The sequence below is a fragment of the Kitasatospora sp. NPDC127067 genome, assembly GCF_042724755.1.
Lineage (GTDB): Bacteria > Actinomycetota > Actinomycetes > Streptomycetales > Streptomycetaceae > Kitasatospora > Kitasatospora lactacystinica.
This window is the reverse complement of the sequence record NZ_JBHXEM010000026.1, coordinates 32954-58946: the sequence shown is the minus strand read 5'-3', so window position 1 is coordinate 58946 and position 25993 is coordinate 32954. Positions and strand designations below refer to the sequence as shown.

Here is a 25993-nt window from a genome sequence, read left to right as displayed (position 1 = left end):
CGAAGGGCGGGGGTTCAGGCGGCGAAGGGCTCCGGGAGCCCGGCGGCGCGGCGCAGCGAACCGTCCCGGACCAGGCCGGCCACGGCGGCGATGTCGCCGTCCATCCGCCGGTCGCGGTCGGTGAACGGGGCCTGCTCGCGGATCAGTCCGTGCACCTTCTGGAGGGTGGGCGAGGCCTTGCGCAGGCCGCGCAGCTCGACCGCCTGGGCGACGGCGAGCAGGTGGATCGCGGTGACGTCGCGGGCGAGCTCGACGACCGTACGGGCGTCGCGGGCGGCGATCGTGCCCATGCTCACCTTGTCCTGGTTGTGCGCCTCGGTGGAGCGGGAGAACAGTGAGGCGGGTACGGCGGTCTTGAGCGCCTCGGCGGTGATCGCGGAGGCGGCGATCTGCATGCCCTTGAAGCCGTGGTGGAGCCCGGCGTGGGCGTCGGTGTCGGCGGCGGGGGCGATCAGGTTGGGCGGCAGGCCGCGACTGAACTTGGGGTCGACCAGCAGGGCGAGCTGGCGGTCGAGCAGGTCGGCGGTGTTGGCGACGGCGGTCTTGAGGCCGTCCATGGCCTGGCCGACGTGGCCGGCGTAGAAGTTGCCGCCGTGGTGCAGCAGGCCCTCCTCGGTGTCGAACAGCGGGTTGTCGGTGGAGGAGTTGACCTCGGTCTCCAGCCAGGGCCGCACCCAGTCCAGGGTGTCCCGCAGCACGCCGGTGACGTGCGGGGCACAGCGCAGCGAGTACGGGTCCTGGATGCGGTGCTCGTGGGTGAGGAAGCCGCGGTCGCCCAGGCGTTCCTGGCGGTCGAGGATGCCCCGGTAGTCGGTGGCGAGTTCGGAGCCGTCGAGCAGGGCGCGGATCGCGGCCGCGGAGGCGAGCTGGCCGGGGTGCGGCTTCTGGCGGTGCAGGAACGGGTGGAAGTGCGAGGCGTTGCCGTGCAGCGCCTCCACGGCGAGGGCGGTGGCGATGTCGGCGGCGGCGGCGAGTTCGGCCGCGTCGTGGGCGGCGAGGACGGCGAAGGCGGAGGTGAAGGAGGTGCCGTTGATCAGTGCCAGGCCCTCCTTGGCGGTGAGCACCACCGGTTCGATGCCCTCCTCGGCGAGCGCCTCGGCGGCCGGGCGGATCCGGCCGCGGTGCAGCACCTCGCCCTCGCCGAGCAGGGCGTGCGCCAGGTAGCAGAGCGGGACCAGGTCGCCGCTGGCGCCGAGCGAGCCCCGTTCGGGGATGAGCGGCAGGATGTCGGCGGCCAGGTGGCGCAGCAGGGTGTCGACCACGACGGGCCGGATCGCGGAGGGGCCGCGCCCCAGGCAGTTGGCGCGGATCAGCTGGACGGCGCGGGCGACCTCGGGTGCGGCGGTCGGGCCGGTGCCGTTGAGGTGGTAGGTGATCAGGTTCCGCTGGAGCGCGGCGGCGCGGTCGGCGGAGATCTGCCGCCCGACGGAGTCGCCGAATCCGGTGGTGATGCCGTACAGCGGGATGCCGCGCGCCAGCCAGTCCTCCTTGAGGGCGACGGAGGCGGACATCCTCCCGGTGGCGGCGGGGGCGAGGACCGGTCCGGCGGTGCCGGGGCGGGCCCGGGCGACGGAGACGATGTCGGCGAGGGTCAGGTCGTGGCCGGTCAGGGCCAGGGGAGGCGTGGTGGGCATGGGTCCTCGTTCCTGGGCGGAGCGGGCGGTCCGGTCGGAGGGGGCGGTGTACCGGCTGGCCCCAAGTCTCGGGATCGGACAGGTGTTCCGTCTTCGGGCGTCGGTACGGACCGGACCCCGTCCCAACGGCCGGGCGGCGGGCGGCGACCCGGCCCAACGGACGGGCCGTCGGACCGGGTCGCCGGGGCGTCCGCCGAGCCCCGTCACCACTCGACGGGCAGCGCCTTCGGACGCAGTGTCAGCAGGCCGCCGAGCCACTCGACCTCCTCGGCGGGTACCGCGAGCCGCAGCGAGGGCAGCCGGCGGGCCAGGGTGCCGAAGGCGACCTGGAGCTCCATCCGGGCGACGCCCGCGCCGGGGCAGTAGTGGGCGCCGTGGCCGAAGGCGACGTGCTTCGGGTCGGCGCGGGTGAGGTCGAGCCGCTCGGGGTCGTCCACCCGGCGGATGTCGCGGCCGGCCGCGTGCATCACCGGGATGACGCCCTCGCCCTTGGCGACCGGGGTGCCGGCCAGCTCCAGGTCCTCGGTGGCGACCCGCATGAAGCCGATCTCGGACGGCGGGGCGTAGCGCAGCAGTTCCTCGGTCGCGTTGTCCAGCAGGTCGGGGCGCTCGGTGAGCAGCCGCCACTGGTCGGGGTGGCGCAGCAGCTGGTACAGCGCCCGGGAGACCGCGCTGACGGTGGTGTCGTGGCCGGCGACCAGCAGGTTGATGCCGAGCCAGACCAGCTCGCGCTCGTCGAGGCGGTCCTCGTCGTCGCGGGCCGCGATGAGGGTGGAGAGCAGGTCCTCGCCGGGGTTCGCGCGGCGTTCGGCGACCAGCCCGGCGACGTACGCGGCGGACTCCTGGCGGGCCGCGAGCCGCTCCTCGGGGGTGTGGGCGGTGATGGAGACCAGCCGGTCGGTCCACTGCTGGAGCAGCGGGCGGTCCTCGACCGGGGCGCCGACCATCTCGCAGATCACCCAGACCGGCAGCACGGCGGCGAAGTCGTGGTGCAGGTCGGCCGGCCGGGGACCTTCGACCAGGCGGTCGATGAGCTCGTCGGCGATCTCGACCACCCGGGAGCGCCAGCGCTCGGCCTTGCGCGGGGTGAAGGCGGGGGAGATCAGTCGGCGCAGCCGGGCGTGGTCGGGGCCCTCCTGGTTGAGCAGGTTGTACGGGTTGTCGGAGAAGTCCTCGCCGGAGACGGTGCGCACGGCGCCCGGCTCGCGCAGCGCGGCCCGGGACAGTCGCTGGTCGGAGAGCGCGGAGACGACCTCGTCGTAGCCGGTGACCAGCCAGGCCTGGTCGCCGCTGGGCAGCCGGACCCGGCTGACCGGGCACTTGGCGCGCAGTTCGGCGAACTCGGCGGGCGGCTCGCCGTAGGGGGAGAGCGGAAGGGGGTAGGCGGTGAGGTCCTGGTCGGTCATCGGTCTGCCTCTCGGTGGGATCACTGGGGTCGTGGTCGGGCGGTCGTGGTTCCGGTCGGGGGTGCGGGTGCGGGCGCGTGATCAGGTGGTCGGGGCTTCGGTCAGGCGGCCGGTGTCCGGGTCGGGGGCGGGCGCCGGGCCGGTCGGGGGGCTCGGGGGCGTGGCGTCGGTGGTGCGCCGGCGGGGTGCGGCGAGCAGCCGTACGGCCGGGAGCTCGACGTACCGGTGCAGGAGCCCGGCGAGCAGCCAGGCGGCGGTGAACGCGCCGAGCAGCAGCGCGGCGGCGACCGGGGTGGTGAAGGTCCGTCCGGCGCCGAGGGCGCGGTGGCCGTGGTCCAGGATCAGCCGGTGGACCAGGTAGAAGGCGAAGGTCCAGCTGCCGAGGGTGACCAGCGGCCGGGAGGTGAGGAAGGAGCGCCGGCCGGCCACGTCCCGGGCGGCGAGCGCGGGCAGCAGCAGGGCGATCGGGACGATCGCGGGGGTGGTCAGCCCCCACAGGAACGGCAGCTGCTTGGCCAGGAGTTGGGCCGGGATCAGGAGCAGGGCGGCGGGCAGGGCGCCGATCGGCAGCCGGCGGCCGGTGAGGACGATCCGGGCGAGCAGGATGCCCAGCACGAACTCCAGCAGCCGCACCGGCGGGAACACGTAGACGAACCAGAACTGCCACACCGAGCCGGAACCGAAGGGCAGCGGCGGACGGTCCGGCAGCAGGGCGGAGGCGGCCGGGACGAGCAGGACCGCGGCGATCACCGCAGCGGTCCAGGCCCAGAGCCGCTCGGGGCGGATCTTCCGGATCCAGTGCACCAGCAGCGGGAAGGCGGCGTAGAAGAAGATCTCGCAGGAGATCGACCAACTGACGTCGTTGAGGCTGGAGAAGACCTCGCGGTCCGGGTTCCAGGTGTGCACCAGGAACAGGTTGGGAACGGCCTGGCGGGCGGTCGCGGCGTGGCCGGCCACGGCGAGCAGCACCAGCGCGGCGGCCCAGGTGAGCACGTGCAGCGGGTAGATCTTGGCGGCCCGGCGGCGCCAGAAGCCGCGGGCACTGTGGTCGGGGCGTGAGCCCCAGGTGATCACGAAGCCGCTGAGGACGAAGAAGCAGCTGATCGCGGTCCAGGCGCCGTTGGCGACGAGCCAGGCGTAGGCGTCGGCGACCCCCGCGTCGCCGAACGGTTTCTCCATGTCCGCGTGGAAGGCGAAGACCGGGACCACGATCAGGAATCTGACGCCGGTGAGCGAGGGCAGGCGGGGACGTCTGACGGATTCGGGCATGGGTGGGCAACTCCCCCGTGGGTAGGGCCGATATTTCTAAGGTTCGGCAATTATCAAACAATAGGAAGTCAACTCGCGGAGATGCAAGGGGTGTTGGAGGTCGCGTGGCGCGGAGATTGTTTGACGCTAGATGATTTGACTGCTACGTTCAGCCCACTTGATTGAGATGCAGACGATTGTCTGCCAGATGGATTGGGAGAGGGCCGATGCCGGACACGGCGCCCCGCACCCTCGGCGCGCACAAGGGGTTGGCACTCCTGGTGCTCTGCGCCCAGCTCTTCCTCGACTCGATGGACGTCTCCCTGATGGGTGTCGCCCTGCCGGAGATCAAGCAGGACCTCGGCCTCGGGCCGGAGACGCTGCAGTGGATCATCTCCGGCTACGCCGTCGCCTACGGCGGCTTCCTGCTGCTCGGCGGCCGAGCCGCCGACCTCTTCGGCCGGCGCCGGCTGTTCTTCTGGGCCACCGCCGTGTTCGCCCTCGTCAGCCTCGCCGGCGGGCTCGTCTCCGACGGCACCCTGCTGGTCGTCAGCCGCGTCATCAAGGGCGTCGCCGCCGCCTTCATCGCCCCCGCGGCGATGTCGATCATCACCACCACGTTCAAGGAGGGCCCCGAGCGCACCCGCGCGATGGGCATCTTCTCCCTCACCGGCGCCAGCGGCTACGCGGCCGGCCTGGTGTTCTCCGGCGTCCTGACCGAAGTGCACTGGCGGCTCATCTTCTTCGTCCCCTTCGTCGTCGCCTCGCTCGTCCTCGCCGTCACCAACTACGCCGTCGCCCCCGACCGGGCGCGCACCGGCGAACGGCCCGGCTTCGACGCGGCCGGCGCGCTCACCGCCACCGCCGGCGTCCTGCTGCTCGTCCTCGGACTCGTCCGCGCCCCCGAAGCCGGCTGGGGCTCCGCCGCCACCCTCGGCTCGCTGATCGCCGCCGTCGTGCTGCTGGTCGTCTTCGTGGTCATCCAGCAGCGCCGCACCGACCCGCTGCTGCCGCTGCGGATCTTCCGCTCGCGCACCCTGTCCACCGCCAACACCGTCGGCCTGGTCTGGGCCTGCGCCACCATCGGCTGGCAGTTCATCGCCCTGCTCTACCTCCAGCAGGTGCTCGGCTACAGCGCCCTCCAGGCGGGCCTGGCGATCGTCCCGATGGCCGCCGCGATCCTGCTCGCCGTCAACCTCGCGCCCAAGCTGATCAACCGCTCCGGGCTGCGCCCGGCGGCCGTCCTCGGCCTGCTCCTCCAGGGCGGCGGCATCCTGCTGTTCCTGCGCACCGGCACCGACAGCAACTACCTGAGCGTCCTGCTGCCCGCGCTGATCGTGCACGGGCTCGGCAACGGCACCAGCTTCCTCGCCTTCAACATCGCCGCGGTCGGCGGCGTGAAGAACGAGGACCAGGGGCTGGCCACCGCGCTGGTCACCGCCGCCCTCCAACTCGGCGGCGGCATCGGCGTCGCCGTCGGCGCGGCGGTGCTCACCGGCGTCGGCGGCGCCTCGCCCTCGCTCTCCGCGTACCACTGGGCCTTCCTGGTCGCCGCGCTCTTCTCGGCCGTCGGGCTGGTCGCCGCCGCCCTCGGGCTGGGCGCGCCGAAGGGCGGGGACGCCGCGCAGTCGCCGCCCGCCGAGGCCGCGCCCGCCGAGGCGCAGGCCCTGGCCGCCGACCTCCAGGAGGGCCGGGCGTGACCGCCACCCGGCCCGCCGCCACCGCCGCCACCGCCGCCACCGCCGTCGAACGCCTCACCCCGGACGACCCCCGGCTCTCCTGGGACGGCATCAGCGGCCTGGCCCGGCACGAGGACCGCTGGATCCCGCTGCGCCTGCCGCTGGACCGGGTGGCGACCACCCTCTCCGCCGACTTCGCCCGCCTCGCCCGACTCCCGGCCGGCGCCCGCTTCGGCCTGCGCACCGACGCCGTCGAACTGGTCCTGGAACTGGACGCCGAACCCGGCAGCGCGCCGCTGGACGTGGTGGTGGACGGCGTCGTCGCCCACCGGTGGCACCCGGTGCCCGGCCGCCACCGGCTCGCCCTGCCGCTGCCCGCCGGCGCGAACGGCCCGGCCGACGTGGAGATCTGGCTGCCGCACCTCAGCCGCACCTGGATCGGCCGGCTCTCGCTGCACGGCCACCGGGTGCTGGAGCCGCTCGAACGCACCGGCCCGCGCTGGATCGCGTACGGCAGCTCGCTCACCCATGCGATGTTCCCGCACGGCCCGTCCGAGAGCTGGGTCTCCCTGGTGGCCGTCCGGCACGGCTGGCGGCTGCGCAACCTCGGCTTCGCCGGGGAGGCGTACCTGGACCCGCTGGTCGCCCGCGTCCTGCGGGACACCCCGGCCGAGCTGATCACCCTGGAGATCGGCACCAACGCCTACATCCGCAGCGTGTTCACCGCGCGCAGCTGGGGCTCGGCGGTGTGCGGCTTCGTCGAGACCGTCCGCGACGGCCACCCCGACACCCCGATCGCGGTGATCGCGGCGCTGCCCTCGGTGGAGCGGGAGAAGGCGGTCAACGCCGCCGGGCTCACCCTGGAGGGCATCCGGGAGCTGACCGGCGAGGCGGTCCGGGTGCTCCAGCGGCTCGGCGACCGGCGGCTGCACCTGGTCGACGGCCGCGAGGTGCTGCCCGTCGCCGAGGCCGACCGGGTCTACGCGGACGGGCTGCACCCGACCCCGGACGGCGAGCACGACCTCGCCGACCGCGCCGCGCCGATCCTCCGGCGGTTCCTGCCGGGCTGACGGCCGCCCCCTGCCGGGCTGACGGCCGGCTCCGAACGACGGTGCCCCGACGGGACGTTCCCGCCGGGGCACCGCCGTGTGCCGGGGCCCGTCAGACCGCCGCGGTCCGTGCGGGCAGCCGGGGCACGGCCGCCAGCAGCTGCCGGGTGTACGGGTGCTCGGGGGAGCGGAACACCCGCTCGGCCGGGCCGTACTCGACCGCCCGGCCGTCCTTCATCACCAGCACCCGGTCGCTCACCTGGCGCACCACCGCGAGGTCGTGCGAGATGAACAGCATCGCCAGGCCCAGCTCGGCCCGCAGCCGGGCCAGCAGCTCCAGCACCTGCGCCTGCACCGAGACGTCCAGTGCCGACACCGGCTCGTCGCAGACCAGCAGTCGCGGCCCGGTGGCCAGCGCCCGGGCGATCGCCACCCGCTGGCGCTGCCCGCCGGACAGCGAGCGCGGCCGCCGCTCCAGGTGCTGCTCGCCGAGGCCCACCTGGGTCAGCAGTCCGACCGCCCGTTCCCGCCGGGCCGCGCCGCGGGCCACCCCGGCGACCGCCAGCGCCTCGGCCAGGATCCGCCGGACGGTGAAGCGCGGATCGAAGGAGGCCAGCGGGTCCTGGTGGACCAGTTGCACGGCGGCCCGGGCCGGACGGCGCTCGCGCTCGGGCAGCGCGCTCCACGGGCGGCCGTCCAGCAGCACCTCCCCGGCGTCCGGGGCCAGCATGCCCATCACCAGCTGGGCGGTGGTGCTCTTGCCGGAGCCGGACTCGCCGACGATGCCCAGGGTCTCGCCGGGCGCGAGCGCGAACGACACGTCGGCGACCGCCTCCCGCAGGCCGCCGTCCGGGGTGCGGTAGCGCTTCACCAGGCCCCTGGCGGTGAGGAGCCGGTCCTGCTCCTGCTCCTGCGCCTGGTCCTGTTCCTGCTTCCGCTCCTGCTCGCCGGCCGCCGGGGCCGGCCCCGGTCGGTCCGGATCGGGCGCGGCCGCCAGCAGCATCCGGGTGTACGGGTGCTCCGGCGCACCCAGCACCCGGTCGGCCGGCCCGCTCTCCACGATCCGGCCGTCCTTCATCACCGCGATCCGGTCCGCCAGCCGGGCCACCACCGCCAGGTCGTGGCTGATCAGCAGCAGGGCCGTCCCCTCGGCCTTCAACTCGCCGAGCAGATCGAGCACTTGGGCCTGTACCGTGACGTCCAGCGCGGTGGTCGGCTCGTCCGCGACCAGCACCCGCGGCCCCGCCGCCAGCGCGGAGGCGATCAGCGCCCGCTGGCGCAGCCCGCCGGAGAGCTGGTGGGGGTACTGCCGGGCCCGTTCGGCCGGCTCCGGAACCCCGACGTCGCGCAGCAGCTCCTCGACCCGGCCCGGCACCTCGGCCTTCGGCAGCACCCGGTGGGCGAGCAGCGGCTCGCCCACCTCGGTGCCCACCCGGCGCAGCGGATCCAGCGCGGACAGCGCGTCCTGGAGCACCAGTGCGACGGTGCGACCGCGCACCCGGCGCCACTCCCGCTCGCCGAAGGCGGCGGCGTCCCGGCCCTCGACCAGGAAGCGCTCGGCCCGGACGGCGGCACCGGGCGCGGTCAGCCCGACCAGCGTCCGGGCCGTGACGCTCTTGCCCGAGCCGGACTCCCCGACCAGCGCCAGGCACTCGCCCGCCGACAGCGACAGCGACACCCCGGCCACCGCCGTGGTCCGCTGCCTGCCGTGGCCGAACTCGACGCTCAGGCCCTCCAGTTCGACGATCGGGCTCATGGCGTCCGTCCTTCCAGGCGGCGGTGCAACTGACGGCCGAGCACGGTGATCGCGACCACCACGGCGGTGATGGCGGCCCCCGGGAACACCGCGATCCACCAGGCGGTGGACAGGAAGTCGCGCCCCTGGGAGAGCATCGCCCCCCACTCCGGGGCGGGCGCCTTGGGCCCGAGCCCGAGGAAGCTGAGCGCCGAGCCCGAGACCACGGCGGTGCCGACGGCCAGCGTGGCGGGCACTGTCAGCGGCCCCAGGGTGTTCGGCAGCACGTGCCGCAGCACCACGGCCGTCCGGGGCACCCCCAGGGCCGTCGCGGCACGCACGTACTCCGAGCCGCGCACCACCATCGCCTGCCCGCGCACCAGCCGGGCGAACCCGGGAGTGGCCGCGATCGCGATGGCCAGCAGCGCGTTGCCGGTGCCCGGACCGACCACCGCGATCACCAGCAGCGCGAGCAGCAGTTCGGGCAGCGCCAGGAGGACGTCCACCGCGCGCATCGCCACCTGGTCGCCGATCCGTCCGGACAGCGCGGCCGGCAGGCCGACCAGCAGGCCCGCCAGGACCGACAGCGCCGTCGCGCCGAGCCCGATCAGCAGCGAGTACCGGGCGCCGTGCACCACCCGGGCGTATACGTCCCGGCCCAACTGGTCGGTGCCCAGCCAGTGTTCGGCCCCCGGCGGGGTGAGCGCGGCGACCGGGTCGGCCGCCGTCGGGTCGGCGTGGGCGAGCAGGGCGGGCCAGGCGCAGGCCACCACCGCCGCCGCCAGGACCAGCGCGGCGAGCAGTACTCCGGGCCGCACCCGGGCCGCCCGCCCGCCGCCCGAGCGGACCGCCCGGGCGGCGGGCCCGGCGGCCGGCGCGGCGTCGGCGTCGGGGGCGGGAGCGATGCCGGGGGTGACGGGGCCGGTCATGCCGCCACCTCCCGCACCCGGCCGGCGCCGCGCAGCCGGGGGTCGATCAGCAGATAGAGCGCGTCCACCGCGGTGTTCACCACCAGGTAGACCGCGGCGGACAGCAGGATCAGCCCGATCACCACCGGCAGGTCGTGCCCGGTGACCGCGTCCAGCGCCACCCGGCCCAGACCCGGCCGGGCGAACACCGTCTCCACCAGGACCGTCCCGCCCAGCAGCCCGCCCACCAGCCAGCCGCCCAGCGTGACCGCCGGCACCAGCGCGTGCCGCAGCGCGTGCCGGCCGCGCAGCGCCAGCGGGCCGATCCCGCGCGAACGGGCGGTCAGTGCGAACGGCTCGTGCAGCGCCGACTCCAGCCCCTCCCGCAGCACCTGCGAGAGCAGCGAGCCGAACGGCACCGCCAGGGTCACCGCCGGCAGCACCAGCGACTGCCAGCCCTCCGCCCCGGCGACCGGGAACAGCCGCAGGTGGAAGGAGAACAGCGTGAGCAGCAGGACCCCCAGCCAGAACGGCGGGGTGGAGATCGCCAGCAGCTCCGCCCCGGAGGCCGCGCCGCGCACCGCCCGTCGCCGCCCGGCCGTGGTCACCGCGGACACCAGGGCGAACACCAGGATCAGTCCGAACGCCGTCAGCGCGAGCCCCGCGGTCGGGCCGAGCTGCTCGCCGATGATCCGGCTCACCGGCTGCTGCTGCTGGTAGGAGCGGCCGAGGTCGCCGCCCAGCAGCCGGCCCAGGAAGGTCAGGTACTGCTCGAACAGCGGGCGGTCCAGCCCGAACTCCCGGGTGATCTCGGCCCGGACGGCCGCCGAACCGGTGGTCACCGAGCCGCCGAGCAGGGTCGACACCGGGTCGCCGGGCACCAGGTGCAGCGCCAGGAACCCCAGGGTGGCCGCGCCCCAGAGCACCAGGACCGCACCGCCCAGCCGGTGCAGCACCGCGCGCGCGACCCGTGTCACTTGTTCTTCCAGACGCCGGCGAACTGCGGCCACGCGTTCGCGTCGAACACCAGGCCCCGGACGAGCTGGGTGTGCCCGATCAGATTGGTGGTCACGTACAGCGGCAGCACCGTGCCGTGCTCCACCGCCCACCGCTCGGCCTTGGTGTAGTCGGCCTTGCGGGCGGCCGGATCGGTGGTCGCCGCGCCCGCCGTCAGCCAGCCGTCGAGCTCCGGGGCCTTGCTGAGCGACACGTTCTGGCCGCCGGCCGCCGGGGTGTTGGAGGAGAGGTAGAAGCCCGCCAGGATCGCCGGGTCGGCCCGCACCCAGGAGTTGTCCCACAGGTCGTAGTCGCCGCTCGCGTAGATCTTGAAGTAGGTGCCGTTGTCGATCGAGTCGCGGACCAGCTCGACCCCGGCCTTCTTCAGGTCCGCCTGGATGCCCGCCGCCAGGGTGTCGCGCTGGTCGCGCACCAGCGAGGCGATGTACGGCCAGTGCAGGGTCAGCCGCTTGCCGTCCTTCACCCGGTAGCCGTCCGCGTCCTTGGCGCTCCAGCCGGCCTCGTCCAGCAGCTTGCCGGCCGCCGCCGGGTCGTGCGGCAGCGCGTCCTTCAGCCCGGCCTCGTACGCCGCCGGGGTGGTCGGGCTCAGCGGGCTCCAGGCGCGCTCGTACTCGCCGAAGTAGATGCTCTTGACCAGCGCGTCCACGTCCACCGACCGCTGGACGGCCCGGCGCACCCGCTCGTCCTGCAGCGGCCCCCGGGTGGTGTTCAGGAACAGCGAGTAGACCACGCCGGGGTTCTGCGTGCGGTTCACCTCGATGCCGGTGGCCGCCCGCACCGTGCGCACCGCGGTGACCGGCAGCGTGGCCGCGTCCACCTGGCGGCTGGTCAGCGCGCCGCTGCGGACCGAGTCCTCGGGCAGGAAGCGGATCGTCAGCCCGTCCAGGTACGGCGCGCCCTGGTTCGCGGCGCCCTCCGGGGCCCAGGCGTAGGCGTCGTTGCGCTTGAACTCGACGTGGTCGTTCTTGACGTACTCGGTCTCCTTGAACGGCCCGGTGCCCACCGAGTTCTCGCCGCCCGCGCACAGCTGGTCAGCCTTCTCCGCCAGTGACTTCGGCGAGGCGATGCCCAGGTACGGGGTGGCGACCGCCTGCAGGAACGGCACGTACGGCTCGGCGAAGGACACCCGGACGGTGTGCGGGTCCACCACCTCCGTCCCGGTGTACGGGCCGAGCAGGCTGGCCGCGTACAGCGACTTGGTCCTCGGGTCCTTGACGTGGTCCAGGTTGGCCTTCACCGCGGCCGCGTCGAAGACCGTGCCGTCGTGGAAGGTGACGCCCTCGCGCAGCTGGAAGGTGTACGTCCGGGCGTCCGGCGAGATCTGCCAGGACTTCGCCAGCCACGGGTGGAAGGCGCCCTTGTCGTCCAGGTACAGCAGCGAGTCGAAGACGTTGCGCTGGATCACCGCCGTCACGTCGCCGGGGCTGACGTGCGGGTCCAGGCAGGACGTGCCGACCGCCACCGCGTACTTCAGGGTGCCGCCGCGCACCGGGGCACCCTCGGCGCCCGCCCCCGGCCCGGCCGGGCCCGCCGAGGAGCAGCCGGCGAGCAGGACGGCCGCCAGACCGGCGGCGGGCACGGACGAGGGGACGGCGAACGGACGGCGGACGCGCCGGGCGGCGGGCACGGGTCTGCTGGGCATGGGTGACTCCTTGGTGGTGCCGGTGGAGGGCGTACGGGACCGCCGCCGGGCGCGGGCGCGCACGGCGGGGGAAGGGGGAGAGGAGAGAGATGGGGCGGATCCCGCGTCGGATCCGCTGCCGGGCCTCGCCCGGGCGTCAGGCCGAGGCGCGTCAGGCCGAGGTGCGGCAGGGGGCGCCGGGCACACCGGTGCCACGGGCGCGGTCGAGGGCGCGACATCGGCCACGGCTGCCCGGACCACCCGCCGACGGGGCGAGGCCCCGCGCGGCCGGTGTCCTGCCACCGCTGCTGTGCACTGCGGCCTCCGATGCCTGCGCGTTCGCCCGTTTCGCGCACCAGGGTGCCCGCTACCGGCGGTTCCTGGCCACCGCGGCGTTCCACCCAGTGGAAGACGCCGTCCGGCGGGGCGCGTCACCCGGGGGAAGACCCCCTCCGGGGGCGTGTCATCCGGCGGGGTGCGCCCCCTCCGCGGCCACCGAACGCGCGACCTCGGCCGCCATCAGCCGCCCCGCCTCGCGCAACCGCCCCTCGTACCGGGCCGGATCCACCGGCGAGGCCACCACCAGCCCCAGCGCGGCCAGCAGCGAACCGTCCGGATGGAACACCGGCACCGCCACCGCCCCGTACGCCGGCTGCATCTCCCGGCGCGCGTACCCCACACCCCCGCGCCGCACCGCCGCCAGCTCCCGGCCCAGCCGGCCCGGCGCCACCACCGTGTACCGGGTGTGCCGCGCGCCCGCCGCCGACAGACCCGCCGCCACCTCCCGCACCAGCGCCTCCGGTGCGTGCGCCAGCAGCACCCGGCCCACCGCCGTGGCGTGCAGGTCCATCCGCCCGCCCACCCGCACCTGGAACGGCGAGGACTGTGCCGCCGCACTCGGCAGCCGGTCCAGCAGCAGCGCCGAACGGCCGTCCAGCGCCGCCACCAGCGCGGTCTGCCCGGTCCGCTCGTGCAGCTCCCGCAGCGCCGGCTGCGCCAGCTCCCGGATGCGGCGCAGGCACGGCGCCAGCGCCCCCAGCGCCCACAGCCGCCGCCCCAGCCGGTACCCGCCGTCCCGCTGCCGCTCCAGCGCGCCCCAGGCGACCAGCTCACGCACCATCCGCAGCGCCGTCGGTGCCGGCAGCCCGGTCTGCCGCGCGATCTCGGCCAGCCGCAGCGACTCCCGCTCCCCGTCGAACGCCTCCAGCACCGAGAACACCCGCCCGGCCACCGAGCGCCCCCCGGCCTCCCCCGAATTCCCCGCCACCCGCCCCACCCTCCACCGCCGCCCACATCCCGTCCCCCGCCCCAACACCCGCGCCCGGCACGCGGATTCCGCGGTGCGGGTTCCGCATACCGCGGCCCTGCGCGAGGCCGCCCGGCGGAACCGGACCGGCGGAACCGGGCCGGGCGGCCTAGAGCAGGCAGTCGGCGGTGGTGAGGACGGCCCGGGTCTGGTGGGCGAGTTGCTCCTGGACGGGGACCCAGCGGGCGCCGAAGCGGTGGCGCAGCCGGTCGAGGCTGTCGGTGACGACGGCGCGGGCGCGGTCGCGGGCGGCCTCGGCGGCGGGGTCGCGGGCGTCGGCGAGCAGCCGCAGCAGGACCGACGCGACCCGCAGCGGCACGCGGGCCGCGACCAGGCCGGCGGTGGTCACCCGGGAGGCGGTGAGCGGCTCGGAGCCCCAGCGCTCCAGCCACTCCTCGGCCACCCGCGGGGCGGCCGCCAGGCTGAGCTCGACGGTGCGCAGCAGCGGGCCGAACGCCTCGTGGCCGTAGGCCTCGTACCGGTGCGCGGCGACGCCCGGGAGCAGGGCGGCGAGCTCCTCGGCGCGCGCGGTGAGGTCACGGGCGGCCGCGGCGAGGGTCTGCGCCCCGGCCGGGTGGGGACGGGCGTCGCCGACCGCGTCGACGGCCCACATCGGGACCTCCAGCACCGCGCTGACCGCGCCGTACCGGGCCGCGTACGACCAGGTGGACAGCTCCGGCTCGTCCGGCAGGGCCCGGGAACCCCCGGTGCCCGGGGCCGGCATCAGATAGGTGCCCGGGTCCGGGCTGGCCCAGCCGATCGCGTCGTAGGAGTCCACGTCGAGCGGGACGCCGGCCCGTTCCGCGGAGCGGGCGAAGCGCCCGGCCAGGCCCCGGACCGGGCGGGTGAGCTGGACGAACGCGCCGCCGAAGTCCACCCCGTGCAGCGAGCACTGGAGGAAGGGGCGCAGCTCGTCGATCAGGCCGGTCAGCGCCAGGCTCTCCGGCATCGGCGGGCGGCCGGAGCCGGGGGCGGGCAGCAGTTCGGGCTGCTCCTCGAAGGAGGGGCGGAAGAAGTGCTCGTAGTGGCGCCGCATGGTGAGCGGGCCGTCCAGCCAGCCGGCGTTGAGCGCGGCACCGTCCGGGTCGAGGCAGAGCAGCAGGTGCCAGGAGACGCCGGGGCAGGCGGGACGGTCCAGCAGCACCTCGGCGAGCCGGACGGTCCCGGCGGTGCCGATCGGCTCGTTGGGGTGCGGGCCGCCGACCACCAGCACCGCGCGCGGCCCGCGGTCCACGGAGAGCAGCATCAGCGGGCGCCCGGCCCGGGAGCGGCCCACCTCGCGCAGCCGGCAGCGGTCCGGGTGCCGCAGGGCGAGCCGGCGGGCGGCGGACTCGGCCTGGGCGGGCGTGGGGTAGCGGGCCGGCCGGTTGTCGAGGGGCCGGAGGGGGCGGATCCGCCGACCGGTGTCGGTCATGGTTCTCCTAGCGCCGGTCGTACGGCCGCCGGGGCGCGGGCGTGCGGGTGCGCCGCCGGGCACGGCGTGCGGGCGGGGGACGGGGGCGGGAACGGGGCGGGGCACCGCGCGGGCCGGGACGGGGGCCGAGCGGAGCCGGGACGGGGCCTGGCGGGGGCGGACAGGGCCGTGCCGGAGCGGCCCGTGGTGAGGGAGGGTCGCGCCGGCCGGAAAACCGAGAGGGCCGAGCGTACGACTCAACTTCCTTGTCCGGAAGGGGGGCAGATCTCTTTGGCGGAGCCCTGTCAGTACCGCACGGCCCTTCCGGGCGTGTCAACGGCGGACGGCACCGGCCGGCGGGCGCGCACTGCGCGTGCCGGGGCGGGCACCGGCGGGTGCCGGCGGACGGCGGCGGGCACGGGCGGGCACCGGTCGTCCGGGAGGCGCCGGAGCGCGCGGGGCCCGTGATCCGGGGCAGACGGCCCGTTCCCCGGATTGGGCTACCCTTGAGGGTCACCCCTCCCGTGCCGGCCAGCGGCACCGAATCACGTCGTAAGGGTTCCTAGTACATGACTGTCGAATCGGTCTTCCCACGCCTGGAGGCCCTCCTCCCGCACGTCCAGAAGCCGATCCAGTACGTCGGCGGCGAGCTCAACTCGACCGTCAAGGACTGGGACGCCTGCGACGTCCGTTGGGCGTTGATGTACCCCGACGCCTACGAGGTCGGCCTGCCCAACCAGGGCGTCATGATCCTCTACGAGGTGCTGAACGAGCGCGAGGGTGTGCTCGCCGAGCGCACCTACAGCGTCTGGCCGGACCTCGAGGCGCTGATGCGCGAGCACGAAGTCCCCCAGTTCACCGTGGACGCCCACCGCCCGGTGAAGGCCTTCGACGTGTTCGGGCTGTCGTTCTCCACCGAGCTCGGCTACACCAACATGCTCACGGCGCTCGACCTGGCCGGCATCCCGCTGGACGCCGCGGCCCGCACCGACGAGGACCCGATCGTCCTGGCCGGCGGCCACGCGGCCTTCAACCCGGAGCCGATCGCCGACTTCATCGACTGCGCCGTGGTCGGCGACGGCGAGCAGGCCGTCCTCGACATCACGGAGATCATCCGGGCCTGGAAGGCCGAGGGCCGCCCGGGCGGCCGGGACGAGCTGCTGCTGCGCCTGGCCCGCACCGGCGGGGTGTACGTCCCGAAGTTCTACGACGTGGAGTACCTGGCCGACGGCCGGATCGGCCGCGTCGTGCCGAACGCCCCGGGCGTGCCGTGGCGGGTGTCCAAGCACACCGTGATGGACCTGGACGAGTGGCCGTACCCGAAGCAGCCGCTCGTCCCGCTCGCGGAGACGGTGCACGAGCGGATGTCCGTGGAGATCTTCCGCGGCTGCACCCGCGGCTGCCGCTTCTGCCAGGCCGGCATGATCACGCGCCCCGTGCGGGAGCGAAGCATCACCGGCATCGGCGAGATGGTGGAGCGCGGGCTGAAGGCGACCGGCTTCGAGGAGGTCGGCCTGCTGTCGCTGTCCAGCGCCGACCACACCGAGATCGGCGACATCGCCAAGGGCCTGGCGGACCGGTACACCGAGGACAAGATCGGCCTGTCGCTGCCGTCCACCCGCGTCGACGCCTTCAACATCGACCTCGCCAACGAGCTGTCCCGCAACGGGCGCCGCTCGGGCCTCACCTTCGCCCCCGAGGGCGGCAGCGAGCGCATGCGCAAGGTGATCAACAAGATGGTGTCGGAGGAGGACCTGATCCGCACCGTCGCCACCGCGTACGGCAACGGCTGGCGCCAGGTGAAGCTGTACTTCATGTGCGGCCTGCCGACCGAGACCGACGAGGACGTGCTCCAGATCGGCGAGATGGCGAAGAACGTCATCCAGAAGGGCCGCGAGGTCACCGGCCAGAACGACATCCGCTGCACCGTCTCCATCGGCGGGTTCGTGCCCAAGCCGCACACCCCGTTCCAGTGGGCCCCGCAGCTGTCCGCCGAGGACACCGACGCCCGCCTGGCCAAGCTGCGCGACTCGATCCGCGGCGACCGCAAGTACGGCAAGAACATCGGCTACCGCTACCACGACGGCAAGCCGGGCATCGTCGAGGGCCTGCTCTCCCGCGGCGACCGCCGGGTCGGCGCGATCATCCGCGCGGTCTACGAGGACGGCGGCCGCTTCGACGGCTGGCGCGAGTACTTCTCGTACGACCGCTGGATGGCCTGCGCCGACAAGGGCCTGTCCGGCACCGGCGTCGACGTCGACTGGTACACCACCCGCGAGCGCACCTACGAGGAGGTGCTGCCCTGGGACCACCTGGACAGCGGCCTCGACAAGGACTGGCTCTGGGAGGACTGGCAGGACGCCCTGGAGGAGGTCGAGGTCGACGACTGCCGCTGGACCCCGTGCTTCGACTGCGGCGTGTGCCCCCAGATGGACACCCAGATCCAGATCGGCCCCACCGGCAAGAAGATGCTCCCCCTGACGGTGGTCAACAAGTAGCGCGTCCCCCATCCCGCGACCCCCGGCCGGAACGTTCCGGCCGGGGGTCGCGGCGTGCGGTGGAGCGGAGGCTGACCAGGGGCGGAGCGAGGGGGAGCGCGGGGCGCGTACCCTTTGAGGTGACAGAGTCCGGACAGTGGCGGGAAGACGCCGCACCGGACTGGGACAACTGACTAAGGACTGAGCGACCCTGGCACGCCGTACGCCCGACGGTCCGCCGCCCGCGCCGACGGTGCAGCGGATTCGTCTCCGCTACACCAAGCGCGGCCGGCTCCGCTTCACCAGCCACCGCGACTTCCAGCGCGCCTTCGAGCGCGCCCTGCGCCGGTCCGCCGTTCCGATGGCCTACTCGGCCGGCTTCACCCCGCACCCGAAGGTCTCCTACGCCAACGCGGCCCCGACCGGGGTGGCGAGCGAGGCGGAGTACCTGGAGATCGGCCTGGCCGCGGTCCGCGACCCCGAGCAACTGCGGGCGCAGCTGGACGAGTCGCTGCCGGCAGGCCTGGACGTGATCGACGCGGTCGAGGTCCGGACGCCGAACTTCGTGGAGCGCCTGGAGGCCTCCGAGTGGCTGCTCCGACTGGACGGCGTGGAGCCCGACGTGGCCGCCGAGGCGGTCGCGAGCTTCCTCGCCGCCGAGCGGGTCGAGGTCGAGCGCCGCACCAAGAACGGCCTGCGGGTCTTCGACGCGCGGGGCGCGGTGGCGGCGCTGGAAGCCGTCCCGGCCCAGGTCGAGGCCGGTGCGGACGCCGGGCCCGGAACCGACCGCGATGTTCGGACCGGCCGTCCCTGTGCGATACTGCGCCTGGTAGTACGACACGCCACACCCGCCGTACGACCCGACGACGTATTGTCCGGTCTCCGTGCGACGGCCGACCTGGCGCCGCCGGTCCCCGCAGAGGTGACCAGGCTGGCGCAGGGGCCGCTCGACGAGGAGACCGGCACGGTGACCGACCCGCTGGCGCTCGACCGCGCGGCGGCCCCGGTCGGCTCGGAGCCGACCGTGGGGCCGCACGCTACCGCGTCCGCCTAGCGGGGGGAGGCCGGGTCCAGTGCCTCACTGGACCCGACGGTCCTCCAGGGTTCCCGCGGCTCCCCAGGGGAGCGAGCGTCGTCGCAGCACAGGCCTGCCACCCGGGGCCTGCCGACCAGGAAGGTCGGCCGGTCCGGGACCCCGTCCGGGAGCCACCCGGGGTTGGGGGACGGCGCAGCTTGGGAAAACCTCAGAAGACTGGTCAGAACCAGAAGACTTTCGACACCCCGCCGAGCGCGGGGCGCCGAGCGAGACTACGAGCCCCTGTGCGGCGTCGCGTCCGCGCGGCGGCACCGTCAAAAGGGTCCGGTCCGGGCATCGTCGCGATGCCGGCCGCCCAGCGGTGCCGTGCCGTGCCCGGATGTGGAGCCCGGGGGCCTGACGGGAGATCCACCCGCATGCTCGATAACACCGATCCGCAGCAGACTGCGGCCACGGACCAGAACGAAACCGCCGCGACCGGTGGCGAGGGCGCGTCCGCCGCGCCGCCGCGCCGTCGTCGCCGCGCGGTGTCCCGCCCGGCGGGCACCCCGCAGGGTGCGGCCGCCGAGGCGGCCGAGACGGTGCTGCCGGCCGAGACGCCGACCGCCGCGGCCACCCCGGCTCCGGCCGTGGAGCCGGCGGCCGAGCCCGCCGCCGAGAAGCCGGTCCGGGCCCGCCGGACCCGCAAGCGCGCCGAGGCCCCGGCCGGGGCGCCGGAGGCCACCCCGATCGTGGTGACCGCACCGGAGACGGCGCAGGCCCCGGCCGCCGAGCCCGCCGCCGAGAAGCCCGCGAAGGCCACCAGGGCCACCAGGGCCACCAAGGCGGGCAAGACCGAGAAGGCGGAGAAGGCCGACAAGGCCGAGGTCGCCGAGGTCGCCGAGGTCGCCGAGCCCGTCGCCGAGAAGCCCGCCCGGGCCCGGCGCACCCGCAAGCGCGCCGAGGCGCCCGCCGGTGCTCCCACGACCGAGGCCGAGGCGCCGGTCGTCGAGACGCCGGTCGTGGAGGCCGCCGCCCCCGAGGCCCCCGCCGCCGAGCCGGTGGTCGAGGAGGCCCCGGCCGCTCCGGCCCGCCGCCCCCGCCGCCGTCGCGTGGTCGAGGCCGCGCCGGTCGTCGAGGCCCCGGTGGAGGAGCCCGTCGCCGAGGCGCCGCAGGCCGAGGAGCCCGCCGCCGCGGAGGAGCCCGAGGAGGAGGCCGTCGAGGCCGCCGCCCCCGAGGCCCCCGTCACCGAGGCCCCCGCCGAGCCGCACCACCGGGTGCGCCGTCGCGCCGTGCGCCCGGCCACCGCGGTCTTCCAGGCGCCGGTGTTCCAGGAGCCGGCCCCCTTCGTCGCGCCGTCCACGCCGTCCGCGCCGGCCACCGCGGCCGCGCCGCAGCAGCCCGTCGCCGCCCCGGTGCAGGCCGAGGCCCCGGCCGTGGCCGAGCGCACGGAGGAGGACGACGAGTTCGAGTACAGCGGTGTCGGCCGTCGCCGCCGGGTCCGTACCCGGGTCGAGCCGACCCGTCGCAAGCCGGCCGCCCAGGCGAAGGCCCAGGCCCAGGCGAAGGCGCCGGCGAAGGCCCCCGTGAAGGCCCCGGTCGAGGCCGCGCCGGTCGTCGAGGCCCCGGTCGCCGAGGCGCCCGCCGTGGAGGCCCCCGTCGCCGGTCCGGAGACCGAGGGCGAGTGGGAGGACGACGGCCGTCCGTCGCGCCGTCGCCGCCGGGGTGGCCGTCGCCGCCGCCGTGGCGAGGCCGAGGAGTTCGAGGCCGCCGAGGCCGTCGAGACCGAGCAGCCCGCCGCCGAGGAGTCGGCCGAGGCCGTCGCCGAGGACGAGGGCGAGGAGGACGACGACCTGGCCGCCGGCCTGTCCTCGTCGCGTCGCCGCCGTCGCCGCCGTCGCCGCAGCGGTGAGGCCGGCGCCGTCGAGGCCGCCGAGACCACCGAGGACGGCGTCCGCACGGTGGTGAAGGTGCGCGAGCCGCGCCGCCGCTCCACCGAGCCGTCCTTCGACCCGGACGAGGTGCAGTCCATCAAGGGCTCGACCCGTCTGGAGGCCAAGAAGCAGCGCCGCCGCGAGGGCCGCGAGCTGGGCCGCCGCCGGGTGCCGATCATCACCGAGGCCGAGTTCCTGGCCCGCCGCGAGTCGGTCGAGCGCGTCATGGTGGTGCGCCAGAGCGGCCAGCGCACCCAGATCGGCGTCCTCGAGGACGGCGTGCTGGTCGAGCACTACGTCAACAAGGAGCAGGCCACCTCGTACGTCGGCAACGTCTACCTGGGCAAGGTCCAGAACGTGCTGCCGTCGATGGAGGCCGCCTTCGTCGACATCGGCAAGGGCCGCAACGCGGTGCTGTACGCCGGTGAGGTCAACTTCGGCGCGCTGGGCGGCCACGGCGGCCCGCGCCGGATCGAGTCGGTGCTGAAGTCCGGCCAGTCCGTGCTGGTGCAGGTCTCCAAGGACCCGATCGGCCACAAGGGCGCCCGCCTGACCAGCCAGATCTCGCTGCCCGGCCGCTACCTGGTGTACGTGCCCGAGGGCTCGATGACGGGCATCTCGCGCAAGCTCCCGGAGAACGAGCGCGCCCGGCTGAAGCAGATCCTCAAGAAGATCGTCCCGGACGACGCGGGCGTCATCGTGCGCACCGCCGCCGAGGGCGCCTCCGAGGAGGAGCTGACCCGCGACGTCCAGCGCCTCCAGCAGCAGTGGGAGGACATCCAGAAGAAGGCCGCGACCGGCAACGCCCCGGCGCTGCTGTACGGCGAGCCGGACATGACCGTCCGGGTCGTCCGCGACATCTTCAACGAGGACTTCAGCAAGGTCATCGTCTCCGGCGACGAGGCGTGGAAGACCATCCACGAGTACGTCTCCAACGTGGCCCCGGACCTCGCCGAGCGGCTCCAGCGGTGGACCTCCGAGGTGGACGTGTTCGCCACCTACCGGATCGACGAGCAGCTGATGAAGGCGCTGGACCGCAAGGTCTGGCTGCCCAGCGGCGGTTCGCTGGTGATCGACCGCACCGAGGCGATGGTCGTCATCGACGTCAACACCGGGAAGTTCGTCGGCCAGGGCGGCAACCTGGAGGAGACGGTCACCCGGAACAACATCGAGGCGGCCGAGGAGATCGTGCGCCAGCTGCGGCTGCGCGACCTCGGCGGCATCATCGTGATCGACTTCATCGACATGGTGCTGGAGTCCAACCGCGACCTGGTGCTGCGCCGCCTGCTGGAGTGCCTGGGCCGGGACCGGACCAAGCACCAGGTGGCCGAGGTCACCTCGCTGGGCCTGGTCCAGATGACCCGCAAGCGGGTCGGCCAGGGCCTGTTGGAGTCCTTCTCCGAGCCGTGCGTGCACTGCAACGGCCGCGGCGTGATCGTCCACATGGAGCAGCCGAGCGCCCACGTCCACGCCCCCGTGGCGGCGGGCGAGGCCGGTGCGGGCGGCGGCAAGCGCCGTCGCCGCGGCAAGGGCGGTGCGGGCCACGAGGAGCCGCAGGCCGTCGAGCCCGTGGTGACCATCCTGTCCGAGTCGGCGGAGGACGTCGCCGAGCCGGTGCGCGAGGAGATCGAGGGCCAGCTGGCCCTGGAGGTCCCGGGCGTCGAGGCTCCGGCCGAGGCGGCCGCGCCGGCCGTCGAGGTCCCCGCGGCCCCCGTGGCCGAGGTCCCGGCCGCCGCTCCGGCGGGCCGTCCGCGTCGCCGCGCGGTGCGCAAGGCGACCGCTCCGGCGGGTTCCCCGGACACCGCCGAGATCGTGGTGCTCCAGGCCAAGGCCGAGGCGGCGCTGGAGGCGGCCCTGGAGGCCGCCGCCCCGGCGGTCGCGGAAGCCGCCGCCGAGGCCGTCGCCGAGGCGCCGGGTGAGCCGGTCGTGGTCGCGGAGGCCGCGGTCGTCGCCGAGGCTCCCGAGACCACGGAGGCCCCCGAGGCCGCGGAGGCCGCCGAGGCCGCCGAGGCTCCGGCCGAGGAGGCGCCGGCGCCGAAGAAGCGGGCCGCCCGCAAGACCGCCGCGAAGAAGACCGCCGCCAAGAAGACCACCACGGCGGCCAAGAAGACCACCGCCCGCAAGACCGCCACCAAGCGGACGAGCGCGGCGGCCAAGAAGGCCGCGGCCGCCGAGGGTGATACGGCGTCCGAGTAGTGCCCACGCCCGGGGCGGGAGTGATCCCGCCCCGGGTCGTACGGGCCGGTTTGCCCCCCGGGCGGCCGGTCCGTATTCTTGACCATCGGCGTGTCTACGCCATGCTCCCGAGCACATCACCTTCCCGGGTCGCCGCGTTCGCGCGGAGGACCGGGGAGAGGCTCCTGTGTCCGTACCCAGGTGGCTGGCGTCGGGGGTTCCGACCGAGCAAGGAAAGCAGGTACCGCATGTACGCGATCGTTCGCGCAGGCGGCCGCCAGCACAAGGTCGCCGTGGGCGACGTGCTGGAGATCGACCGTATCGAGGCCAAGCCGGGTGACTCGGTCGAGCTCTCGACCATCCTCGTCGTCGACGGTGACGCCGTCACCTCCGACCCGTGGGTCCTGGCCGGCGTGAAGGCTCACGCCGAGGTGGTCGACCAGACCAAGGGTGACAAGATCGTCATCCTGCGTTACAAGAACAAGACCGGCTACCGCCGTCGCCAGGGTCACCGTCAGCAGCACACCGCGGTGCGCATCACGAGCATCGACTCGGTCAGCAAGTAAGGGGATAGCGAAAAATGGCACACAAGAAGGGCGCAAGCTCTACTCGTAACGGCCGTGACTCGAACGCCCAGCGCCTCGGCGTGAAGCGCTTCGGTGGCCAGGTCGTCTCCGCCGGCGAGATCCTCGTCCGCCAGCGCGGCACCCACTTCCACCCGGGTGCCGGTGTCGGTCGCGGTGGCGACGACACCCTGTTCGCGCTGACCGCCGGTGCGGTGCAGTTCGGCACCCGTCGTGGCCGCAAGGTCGTCAACATCGTGGCCGTCGAGGCCTGAGTCCCCGCGGACTCCCGAGTCTGAGAAGACCCACCGGGTCGGACAAGACTCACAGTGAAGGGTGGGCCGGAATTCTCCGGTCCACCCTTCACGCTTTACGCAGGTAGCAAGCAGACTCTCGCGCACTGGAGGCACACCCATGACCACCTTCGTGGACCGCGTCGAACTTCATGTCGCCGCGGGTAACGGGGGCCACGGCTGCGCCTCCGTGCACCGCGAGAAGTTCAAGCCGCTCGGCGGCCCGGACGGCGGCAACGGCGGTGAGGGCGGCAGCGTCATCCTCACCGTGGACTCGCAGGTCACCACCCTGCTGGAGTACCACCACTCGCCCAAGCGCAAGGCCACCAACGGCAAGCCGGGCGCGGGCGGCAACCGCACCGGCGCGATCGGCGAGGACCTCGTCCTGCTGGTGCCGGACGGCACCGTGGTGCTGGACCGCAAGGGCAACGTGCTGGCCGACCTGGTCGGGCACGGCACGAGCTTCGTCGCCGCCCAGGGCGGCCGCGGCGGCCTCGGCAACGCCGCGCTGGCCTCGGCCCGCCGCAAGGCGCCCGGCTTCGCGCTGCTCGGCGAGCCCGGGGAGGCCCGTGACATCGTCATGGAGCTCAAGTCCGTCGCCGACGTGGCCCTGGTCGGCTACCCGAGCGCCGGCAAGTCCTCGCTGATCTCGGTGCTCTCCGCCGCCAAGCCGAAGATCGCGGACTACCCGTTCACCACCCTGATCCCCAACCTCGGGGTGGTCACCGCGGGCGACACCGTCTACACCATCGCCGACGTGCCCGGCCTGATCCCGGGCGCCAGCCAGGGCCGCGGCCTGGGCCTGGAGTTCCTGCGCCACGTGGAGCGCTGTTCGGTGCTGGTGCACGTGCTGGACTGCGCCACCCTGGAGCCCGGCCGCGACCCGCTGACCGACCTGGAGACCATCGAGGCCGAGCTCGCCGAGTACGGCGGCCTGGAGGACCGCCCGCGCCTGGTCGCGCTCAACAAGGTGGACGTCCCGGACGGCCAGGACATCGCCGACCTGACCCGCGCCTCCCTGGAGGAGCGCGGCTACCGGGTGTTCGAGGTCTCCGCCGCCTCCCGCAAGGGCCTGCGCGAGCTGAGCTTCGCCGTGGCCGGGATCGTCGCCGAGGCGCGCGCCGCCAAGCCGGCCGAGGAGTCCACCCGGATCGTGCTGCGGCCCAAGGCCGTCGACGACGCCGGCTTCACCATCACCGAGGAGGACGGCGCGTACCACATCCGCGGCGTCAAGCCGGAGCGCTGGGTCCGCCAGACCGACTTCAGCAACGACGAGGCCGTCGGCTACCTCGCCGACCGGCTGGCCCGCCTCGGGATCGAGCAGGAGCTGTGGAAGATCGGGGCGCACGAGGGCGACACCGTCGTCATCGGCCCCGAGGAGAACGCCGTCGTCTTCGACTGGGAGCCGACCATGGCCGCCGGTGCCGAGATGCTCGGCCGTCGCGGTGAGGACCACCGCTTCGAGAACCCGCGCCCGGCGGTCGACCGCCGCCGCGAGAAGCAGAAGGGCCGGGACGCGGCCGAGTCCGAGTTCCTCGCCTTCGAGGCGCTCTCCAGCGGCCGCCAGGCCGCCATCGAGGGCGAGGACGACGAGGACCACTGAGCCTCGGAGTCCTGAGGCCCGTCTCCAGGGCCCCTGCCGGACGGCCCCCGTCACCTGTCGAAGGTGGCGGGGGCCGTCCGCGTGTTCAGCGGTGACCGGGCGTCACTTGGCCCAGGAGGCCTGGAGCTTCAGCGGGTCGGCCAGGTCGGTGTAGCCGACCGCGGCCGGGGTGTTCCCGGGGATGGAGATGATGGTGCAGCCCTTGGTCTCGGCGCCCTTGGTCACGCCCTGGAACTTCGCCCCGGTGCACTTGGGCAGCGGGGTGGCGGCGGTCATGACGTTGAGCCCCTTCTTGCCGGCGGTGTCGAAGACGACGAACTTCGAGTCCGGGGCGGTGAAGGAGAGGCTGGCGTCCCCGACGTTCTTGATGGTGTAGCTCACGTACACCGGGGTGCGGCCTTCCAGGCCGACGATGCTGATCTTGGCGGCGGTGAAGTCCTGCACCGAGCCGACCTCGACGCCGGTGACGGTGATCTCCAGCTTGGTGGCGACCTTGGAGGTCTTGTCGGCGAAGTCCACGGTGGCGCTCTGGCCGACCTTCACGCTGCTGGCGGCCGCCGGGACGGCTCCGCCGGCGGCCCCGCCGCCCGCCGCACCGGCGGTGCCCGCGCCGCCGGCCGCCGCACCGCCGGTCGCCGCACCCGACGGCGCCGCGGTCGAACCGCCGGCCGCGCCGCCCGGGGCGGTGCCCCCGGTGCCGGCACCCCCGGTGGCGGTGCCCGGAGCGCCGCTGGTCGGCGCCGGAGCGGCACCGGTCGAGCCGCCCGCCGGCGCGGCCGGGTCGGCGTTGTCCGGCCCGCAGGCCGCGAGCGACAGGGCGGTGGCCGCCGCGAGCGCGGCGAAGGTCAGCTTGGTGGTGTACGAACGCATGGTGCGCATTTCTCCTGGGCGCACGGCCGCGACCGTTGCCGGCCTTTGCCCAGTGCGGCGCCGCCCG

18 protein-coding genes are annotated in these 25993 nt (G+C 74.6%); 8 read left to right on the top strand and 10 right to left on the bottom strand.

The genetic code is table 11. The annotated features are described in order from the left end of the window. Positions 1–14: 14 nt before the first annotated feature. From ACFWJ4_RS14285 to ACFWJ4_RS14275, 3 genes are all read right to left on the bottom strand, one after another. Positions 15–1634, bottom strand: a complete 1620-nt coding sequence (locus ACFWJ4_RS14285; protein WP_380543299.1) for an aromatic amino acid lyase — start codon at positions 1632–1634, stop codon at positions 15–17. Between the two features lie 203 nt (positions 1635–1837). Continuing rightward, on the bottom strand, positions 1838–3040 hold the full coding sequence (locus ACFWJ4_RS14280; protein ID WP_380543296.1) for a cytochrome P450: 1203 nt from the start codon (positions 3038–3040) through the stop codon (positions 1838–1840). An 81-nt stretch (positions 3041–3121) separates the two neighbouring features. Further along, positions 3122–4309, bottom strand: a complete 1188-nt coding sequence (locus ACFWJ4_RS14275) for an acyltransferase family protein (protein WP_380543293.1) — start codon at positions 4307–4309, stop codon at positions 3122–3124. Between the two features lie 206 nt (positions 4310–4515). On the opposite strand from ACFWJ4_RS14275, the gene ACFWJ4_RS14270 reads away from it, so the two are divergent. Together ACFWJ4_RS14270 and ACFWJ4_RS14265 are read left to right on the top strand one after the other, a co-directional pair. Next, the gene (locus tag ACFWJ4_RS14270; RefSeq protein ID WP_380543290.1) at positions 4516–5988 is read left to right on the top strand and encodes an MFS transporter; all 1473 of its coding nucleotides are present in this window, start codon (positions 4516–4518) and stop codon (positions 5986–5988) included. Then, complete coding sequence (locus tag ACFWJ4_RS14265; protein ID WP_380543287.1) at positions 5985–7037, top strand: SGNH/GDSL hydrolase family protein; 1053 nt, start codon at positions 5985–5987, stop codon at positions 7035–7037. The genes ACFWJ4_RS14270 and ACFWJ4_RS14265 overlap by 4 nt, the downstream gene beginning before the upstream one ends. A 91-nt stretch (positions 7038–7128) precedes the next feature. Here the strand turns inward: ACFWJ4_RS14265 and ACFWJ4_RS14260 are convergent, their stop codons facing one another. The 6 genes from ACFWJ4_RS14260 to ACFWJ4_RS14235 form a co-directional block, all read right to left on the bottom strand. Next, on the bottom strand, positions 7129–8772 hold the full coding sequence (locus ACFWJ4_RS14260) for a dipeptide ABC transporter ATP-binding protein (RefSeq protein WP_380543285.1): 1644 nt from the start codon (positions 8770–8772) through the stop codon (positions 7129–7131). Beyond that, the gene (locus tag ACFWJ4_RS14255) at positions 8769–9680 is read right to left on the bottom strand and encodes an ABC transporter permease (protein ID WP_380543282.1); all 912 of its coding nucleotides are present in this window, start codon (positions 9678–9680) and stop codon (positions 8769–8771) included. Before ACFWJ4_RS14255 ends, ACFWJ4_RS14260 begins: the two co-directional genes overlap by 4 nt. Further along, entirely contained in the window at positions 9677–10636 is a 960-nt protein-coding gene (locus ACFWJ4_RS14250) for an ABC transporter permease (protein ID WP_359908091.1), read from the bottom strand. Before ACFWJ4_RS14250 ends, ACFWJ4_RS14255 begins: the two co-directional genes overlap by 4 nt. After that, entirely contained in the window at positions 10633–12318 is a 1686-nt protein-coding gene (locus ACFWJ4_RS14245) for an ABC transporter substrate-binding protein (RefSeq protein ID WP_380543279.1), read from the bottom strand. The genes ACFWJ4_RS14250 and ACFWJ4_RS14245 overlap by 4 nt, the downstream gene beginning before the upstream one ends. 442 nt (positions 12319–12760) lie before the next feature. Next, positions 12761–13564, bottom strand: a complete 804-nt coding sequence (locus ACFWJ4_RS14240; RefSeq protein ID WP_380543276.1) for an IclR family transcriptional regulator — start codon at positions 13562–13564, stop codon at positions 12761–12763. Between the two features lie 148 nt (positions 13565–13712). Beyond that, positions 13713–15017: a M14 family zinc carboxypeptidase gene (locus ACFWJ4_RS14235; RefSeq protein ID WP_380543273.1), complete on the bottom strand. Its 1305-nt coding sequence runs from the start codon at positions 15015–15017 to the stop codon at positions 13713–13715. Between the two features lie 548 nt (positions 15018–15565). Between ACFWJ4_RS14235 and ACFWJ4_RS14230 the strand changes: the two genes are divergently transcribed. The 6 genes from ACFWJ4_RS14230 to obgE all read left to right on the top strand — a co-directional run bounded on the left by ACFWJ4_RS14230 (position 15566) and on the right by obgE (position 25056). Further along, entirely contained in the window at positions 15566–17494 is a 1929-nt protein-coding gene (locus ACFWJ4_RS14230; RefSeq protein ID WP_380543270.1) for a TIGR03960 family B12-binding radical SAM protein, read from the top strand. Positions 17495–17726: 232 nt separating this feature from the next. Further along, complete coding sequence (locus ACFWJ4_RS14225) at positions 17727–18527, top strand: TIGR03936 family radical SAM-associated protein (RefSeq protein ID WP_380543267.1); 801 nt, start codon at positions 17727–17729, stop codon at positions 18525–18527. Between the two features lie 398 nt (positions 18528–18925). Then, the gene (locus ACFWJ4_RS14220) at positions 18926–22618 is read left to right on the top strand and encodes a ribonuclease E/G (RefSeq protein WP_380543264.1); all 3693 of its coding nucleotides are present in this window, start codon (positions 18926–18928) and stop codon (positions 22616–22618) included. Between the two features lie 227 nt (positions 22619–22845). Beyond that, positions 22846–23163: a 50S ribosomal protein L21 gene (gene rplU, locus ACFWJ4_RS14215; RefSeq protein ID WP_045696828.1), complete on the top strand. Its 318-nt coding sequence runs from the start codon at positions 22846–22848 to the stop codon at positions 23161–23163. 14 nt (positions 23164–23177) lie between these two features. After that, entirely contained in the window at positions 23178–23435 is a 258-nt protein-coding gene (gene rpmA / locus ACFWJ4_RS14210; protein ID WP_030309712.1) for a 50S ribosomal protein L27, read from the top strand. A 139-nt stretch (positions 23436–23574) separates the two neighbouring features. Beyond that, the gene (gene obgE, locus ACFWJ4_RS14205; RefSeq protein WP_380543262.1) at positions 23575–25056 is read left to right on the top strand and encodes a GTPase ObgE; all 1482 of its coding nucleotides are present in this window, start codon (positions 23575–23577) and stop codon (positions 25054–25056) included. A gap of 102 nt (positions 25057–25158) precedes the next feature. Here the strand turns inward: obgE and ACFWJ4_RS14200 are convergent, their stop codons facing one another. Beyond that, positions 25159–25935: a hypothetical protein gene (locus ACFWJ4_RS14200; protein ID WP_380543259.1), complete on the bottom strand. Its 777-nt coding sequence runs from the start codon at positions 25933–25935 to the stop codon at positions 25159–25161. Positions 25936–25993 lie beyond the last annotated feature (58 nt).